General features: G+C 34.9%; 6 protein-coding genes. All 6 read right to left on the bottom strand.

Annotated features, from left to right (window positions below):
• Positions 1–274 (bottom strand): transposase (locus ACIQ1E_RS13665; protein ID WP_396171882.1); only part of this gene is annotated, 274 nt, incomplete at its 3' end.
• A gap of 433 nt (positions 275–707) precedes the next feature.
• Positions 708–1,577, bottom strand: coding sequence for a DUF808 domain-containing protein (locus ACIQ1E_RS13660; protein ID WP_396171879.1), 870 nt, complete (start codon positions 1,575–1,577; stop codon positions 708–710).
• A gap of 7 nt (positions 1,578–1,584) precedes the next feature.
• Positions 1,585–2,190, bottom strand: a complete 606-nt coding sequence (locus ACIQ1E_RS13655) for a class I SAM-dependent methyltransferase (RefSeq protein WP_396171878.1) — start codon at positions 2,188–2,190, stop codon at positions 1,585–1,587.
• Positions 2,191–2,489: 299 nt separating this feature from the next.
• Entirely contained in the window at positions 2,490–3,008 is a 519-nt protein-coding gene (locus ACIQ1E_RS13650; RefSeq protein ID WP_396171875.1) for a hypothetical protein, read from the bottom strand.
• Positions 3,009–3,066: 58 nt separating this feature from the next.
• Positions 3,067–3,720: an HAD family hydrolase gene (locus tag ACIQ1E_RS13645; RefSeq protein ID WP_396171874.1), complete on the bottom strand. Its 654-nt coding sequence runs from the start codon at positions 3,718–3,720 to the stop codon at positions 3,067–3,069.
• A 61-nt stretch (positions 3,721–3,781) separates the two neighbouring features.
• Positions 3,782–5,332: a pyruvate kinase gene (locus tag ACIQ1E_RS13640; protein ID WP_396171872.1), complete on the bottom strand. Its 1,551-nt coding sequence runs from the start codon at positions 5,330–5,332 to the stop codon at positions 3,782–3,784.
• Positions 5,333–5,487 lie beyond the last annotated feature (155 nt).

The following is a 5,487-nucleotide window of genomic DNA, read 5'->3' as shown; positions in this document are numbered from 1 at the left end:
TAAAATATTGCCAATACGCATTCTCAATCCATCGTTCAACAACCGATTCATCGCTCTCTTTGAACATTTCTTTCAAAAGCAATAATCCTGCAATTTTTCTAATAGGAATTGAGGGTCTTCCTTGATCTGAATATAAATTTTGGAACTCCAACTCCATTTTATCCCAAGAAACCTCATCAGCCAATTTTACCAACGGATGACCAAGGTTTATAAGGTCTGTTAACCTAGTTTTGAATAAATTTTGCTGTAAATCTGGTTTTATTTTACCTAACATATTGCCGCTTTTTTATACCGAAATATACACTTTTTGGCGATTTAACAGTGCTTTTTTTAACGGAATTTAATCACAAGTTATTAACAATCAAATTGTTAGTGGATTTTAAAGGGGTGACTATTTACCAATTATTTATAGTTAAATTATTAATCATATAATTTTGGCGAATAGTATAACGGTATTCGTATTTTAATTCCAGTAAAACATTGATTTTTGAAACTGCAAAATAAAACTTGTTGTGAGTTTAATTTATGTTATATGTCCACTGTGAAGACTAAAAAAGATAAGTCATTAGAGAATTAAGAAAATTAAGTTTTTTGTCTTAATGTTTCTTAATCTTAATGGTTATACAAGAAAAACAACTTTTTATAACAACAAAATTTCGGATAGATATTAGTAATGGATAGTCAAAAAAAATACGTTTTGAAGTCCCTTACTTTTTTCCAAATATTTTTTTGAAGAGATTTACTATTCCTAAAACCAGAAATCCTATAATCAATCCAAAACTAAATTCTCTTACAATCGAAGGCAATTGTGTAAATAAATGATGTAAAAAGTCGATATTATGTGCAAAGATTCCGCCAGCAACCAAAATCAAAGCGATTGTACCGATAACTGATAAACTTTTTATAACCTTTGGTAAGGCTTGAACTAGTATATTTCCAATTGTTTTTGATACGCTACGTTCTCGAGTATTCAATGCAATTAGTCTGAAACCCAGTTCATCCATTCGTACAATTAATGCAACAATTCCATAAACTCCAACGGTTGCTATGATCGCAATTATTGAAACTACTGCAATTTGTGAGCTAATCGGTTTGCCAATTACGGTACCTAGTGCAATAATTACAATTTCGACCGACAGAATAAAGTCGGTAACAATGGCCGATTTTATTTTTTCTTTTTCAAGTGCTAAAATTTCAGTTTCGGAAAAATCTTGCGCTGTAATTTCTAGTGCCATTTGCTTGTGTGGAAAGAAATATTCGAATATTTTTTCGGCTCCTTCATAAGCTAAAAATAGTCCCCCAAGTACTAAGATGATAATGACTGCAATGGGTAAATAAGCACTCAGCAGAAAGGCTATAGGAAGAATAATTAACTTATTGATAAATGAACCTTTTGCAATGGCTAACAAAACGGGAATTTCTCGTGAGGATATAAATCCTGAGGCTTTTTCGGCATTTACAGCCAAATCGTCCCCTAGAATTCCGGCTGTTTTTTTAGCTGCAACTTTACTCATTACAGCTACATCGTCCATAATTGCTGCGATATCATCTAAAAGTGCGAAAAAACCTGATGCCATAATTTGTTTATTTTTTTGCTGTTATTAAAAAAACAGAATAGTTATTGTTTGGTTTTGCGATTGTGCTGGCCGTTTGAATTTTTATATCCTTAAATCCAGCATTTTTTGCCATTTGAATAAATTCTTCTCGGTCGAATCCATTGTGAAAAACACCCGTGTCTTCAGTATGAAAAGACCCATCTTCGCTGTCTAAATCCGCTATAGCGATAATGCCATCTTCCTTGAGGAGCGAATGAAATTTCTGGAACAAAGATAAAACATCTTCGATATGATGAATCGTCATCGATGAAATAATTGCATCAAATTTTTTATCCAAACTGCCTTTGGTTAAATCCATTTGTACAATTTGAATGGGGCATTTTATTTCCTCCATTTTAGAATGTAGCACTTCGGTCATTGCAGGTGAAATGTCAACGGCTGTAATTTCACCAACATAGGGCGCTATTTCAGACAAAAGCAAGCCAGTTCCTGAGCCGAAATCCATAATGCTCATTTCTATTGAAAAAGAAATTTCATTCAAAATGGTTTGAGCAATGTCACTAACATTTTTTGTTCTTGACTTTTCGTTGTCGTAGTCTTTTGCTTTTTCTGAAAAAAAATCTTTTGGTTTCATATGGTTTTCAGTTGGTAGCAGTTTTTTTGTTTATGCTATTTTAGTTATTGGTTTTATTGGTCACGGGTGTAGTTAAAACTATGCACTTTTAGTGCATTTCCCTTTCAGGTTCTACAAACTTTACCACAAATTACACAAATTTTCACAAATTGATTTGCGCTAATTTTTGACCCGAGCGCAGCGAAAAGACGAAGTAAATTTGGGGTCAAAAAATTAAGCATTACAACCTGTCAGACTTTCAGTCTGCAAACCAAACCTATGGACTTTCAGTCCATAGTGGTTTAGTTTTTGATAAAAAATCAATTGTCGTCGTTTTCGTCTTCTTCATCCACATCAAAATGTAAAAAATCATCAGGATTAAATGGAATATCCTCATCGGGGTCTTTATCGTGAGCGGAAACTCCAGGAGGGTTAAACAGACCCCAATCGTCTTTGATGTAGTTCCAAACATCAAAACTTGCAACCCAATCAATGAATAAGAGTCGAAATTCATCTATTTCATTTCGCAATAAATAGATGTAGTCTTTGTCTTGAATGTCTTCTTCAAAACGCAAGCTGCCTGCGTGAACATAGAGGTCTCGGGCTGCTTTTCGGATAATGGTAGCATTCTCCATTTTCAAATCGTACAACTCAACCCCGTGAGCTCCAGCAATTTTTGCGGGAATAATCATTGCATTTTCCATCATAAATCGAACTGTAGTTTCTTGAAGAAATTCATTATCGGTGGGCACAATTTCGATTAAACCTTGGGTGATTTTGAAAATTTGTTCCGCTTTTTGGAACAAAGGAAAATTTTCAAGTTCGTCTCGTTTTGACATTTATTTAAATTTTTATCATTCTATTTAATTTCCAACAGGCTTATCAAAACGTGTTTTTTTAACTGTTGACAATCTGTATTAAATCAGACGGATGGTTGATGATATGTTTAGCTCCTTCAGCCATCAATTCTTCCTCTGGTCGATACCCCCAAGAAACGCCTACAGCCATCATATTCGCATTCGTTGCCGTTTGCATATCTATGCCGGAATCTCCCACGAAAAAAATTTCTTCAGGTTCTAATTTCCAGCTGCTGCAGATGGATAAAGCTTCAGCAGGATTCGGTTTTTTCAATGCTTCAGTGCTCAAACCCACTACCGATTCAAAGTAATTTGGGAAAAGAAACGCCGCAATTTTCTTGGTGAGTTCATCTGATTTATTCGAAAACACTCCAAGTTTAATATTCTGACTCACCAAATAATCAAGAAGTTCAATGATTCCGTCGTATGGTTTTGTTTCAATGGTGCAATAATCTCGGTAGCCGTCGACCATCAATAGGTAGCAATGTTCTATCTGGCGTTCAGTTCGATGAATTTCTGGTAATGAGTTGCTAACCAAATTGCGAAGACCACTTCCGATGAAATATTGGTATTGTTCATAGCTGTGAGTGGGGTAGTCTAGCTGTTGAAGAACTGTATTCATAGAATTCGCTATGTCTTCTAGTGAATCGACAACTGTTCCATCTAAATCAAAAATAACTCCTTTACATTTCATTGGTTTGGTGAAAATCTATTTTTATTAAATTAAAAGTCTACTCAAAAGGAAGGCAATTCTATTACTTCTTAGTTTTTTTGGGCTTTGTATTTATTTCTCCAATGAGCTGATTTAGAGAGTTTTTGGCTATGTTTAAAGCTCTGAGGGAGTTCTTTTTCTTGAGGGAATGTCCTTCCATTCGCACCAATATGTTTTTGAGCATTTTGATGGCATCATTAATATAAGGACCCTTATTAAGCATAATACATTCGGCTTGCACTCCTTGGACGACATCACTAATTTCAGCCCGAGTGGGAATGCCTGTTTTCGCAAGAGTTTCCAGCACTTGTGTTGCCCAAATTACCGGAATGTGAGCTGCTTCGCAAAGCCAAAGTATTTGATTTTGAACTTCGGAGCTTCTTTCAAAACCAATTTCAACGGCCAAATCTCCTCTGGCAATCATCACGCCGATTTTTTCTCTTTTCATTCCCTCGAGTAGAATTGAAGGCAAGTTTTCGAATGCTTCTTTGTTTTCGATTTTAAACACAACCCCTAAATCTTTAGCATCATTCAGGTTCAATTGCTCGTATAGATATTGTACATCATTTCCGGTTCTCACAAAAGAATAGCCCACAATATCAGCATTTTTGCAAACGAAGGCTAAGTTTTCGATATCCTTATCGGTCAAAGCGGGAAGATTCAATTTGGTGTCAGGTAGGTTGATTCCTTTTTCGGAAGCTAATTTGGGTTTGTAGCAATGGGTGATTAGCAGTTCGACATCTTCATCAGTTTTCGAAACCACAACCGATTTGATCATACCATCATCAAATAAAACAATATCATCTATTTGGACATCATCAATTATTTCAGGAAGAGCGACTCCAATTTCTGCTTTTTTAAGTTGTTCATTGTTATCTCCAAATTTCGACTTTTTGCCTAGTGTAGCCCTTTTGGTTAAGATAATATGTTCTCCAACTCTAATCGGAATACTGTTCTTTATTTGGCCATTTTTGCCTATGACTTCAATTGGGGAGGTTCTTAATTTTGGACCGGATAAATCCATGTAAATTTTCAGTTTATGCTCGGTTTCTGCTTTGATCTCGTTGATAAATTGTACCATTTTGGTCCAAATATCGATATCCCCGTGGCTTAAGTTGATTCGGGCAATTTCCATTCCACTCTCGACCATTTCCTCGATAATCGATTTGTCAAAGGCCGCTTCGTTAGGAAGTGTTACCATTATTTCGATTTGATGATTTCGGCTTCCTTCATTGAACAAATGATTGGCATTTTTCTTAATTAATTCACTACTCCGCTTATAGCCAATGATTTCTATTTTTGACTTTTCTTCGATAGGAAGCCCTTGAATTAATCGTAGATTTCGAACAACGCTGTACAGATTGCTATAAACATAGCCCTCCAAAGTGCCTAATGAGGAAACGCCATAATCGGATAGACTCGCATGATATTTTCTTAAATCGTAACTACGCAGAATTAAATACCGACACAAATTTTTGGCACTTAACCGGTTTTCGGGGTGAATTTCAGTTATAGCGGTATCTATTTTTGACTCATTGTCAATAATAGACTGTAAAATTGTATTTAATTCTCTACTTAATTTTTCAATTTTCATTTCAATGTATTTTTGAGGGGAAATCAGTACGTAAAGACATGTTATTTGAAACAAAAATAATTTAAAATAATGCTTCTGTAATAGTTTTTATGATATTGTTATCATTTTAATAACGAGCCTAAAAACGACCAAGTATTATTGTGTACTGAAAAGAT

This window comes from Flavobacterium sp. (assembly GCF_044348915.1).
Taxonomy (GTDB): domain Bacteria; phylum Bacteroidota; class Bacteroidia; order Flavobacteriales; family Flavobacteriaceae; genus Flavobacterium.
This window is presented reverse-complemented; position numbering and strand designations above follow the sequence as displayed.

Coding starts and splice junctions, on each gene's coding strand:
- ACIQ1E_RS13660 (WP_396171879.1), bottom strand. CDS start 1,577: ATGGCATCAGGTTTTTTCGCACTTTTAGATGATATCGCAGCAATTATG.
- ACIQ1E_RS13655 (WP_396171878.1), bottom strand. CDS start 2,190: ATGAAACCAAAAGATTTTTTTTCAGAAAAAGCAAAAGACTACGACAAC.
- ACIQ1E_RS13650 (WP_396171875.1), bottom strand. CDS start 3,008: ATGTCAAAACGAGACGAACTTGAAAATTTTCCTTTGTTCCAAAAAGCG.
- ACIQ1E_RS13645 (WP_396171874.1), bottom strand. CDS start 3,720: ATGAAATGTAAAGGAGTTATTTTTGATTTAGATGGAACAGTTGTCGAT.
- ACIQ1E_RS13640 (WP_396171872.1), bottom strand. CDS start 5,332: ATGAAAATTGAAAAATTAAGTAGAGAATTAAATACAATTTTACAGTCT.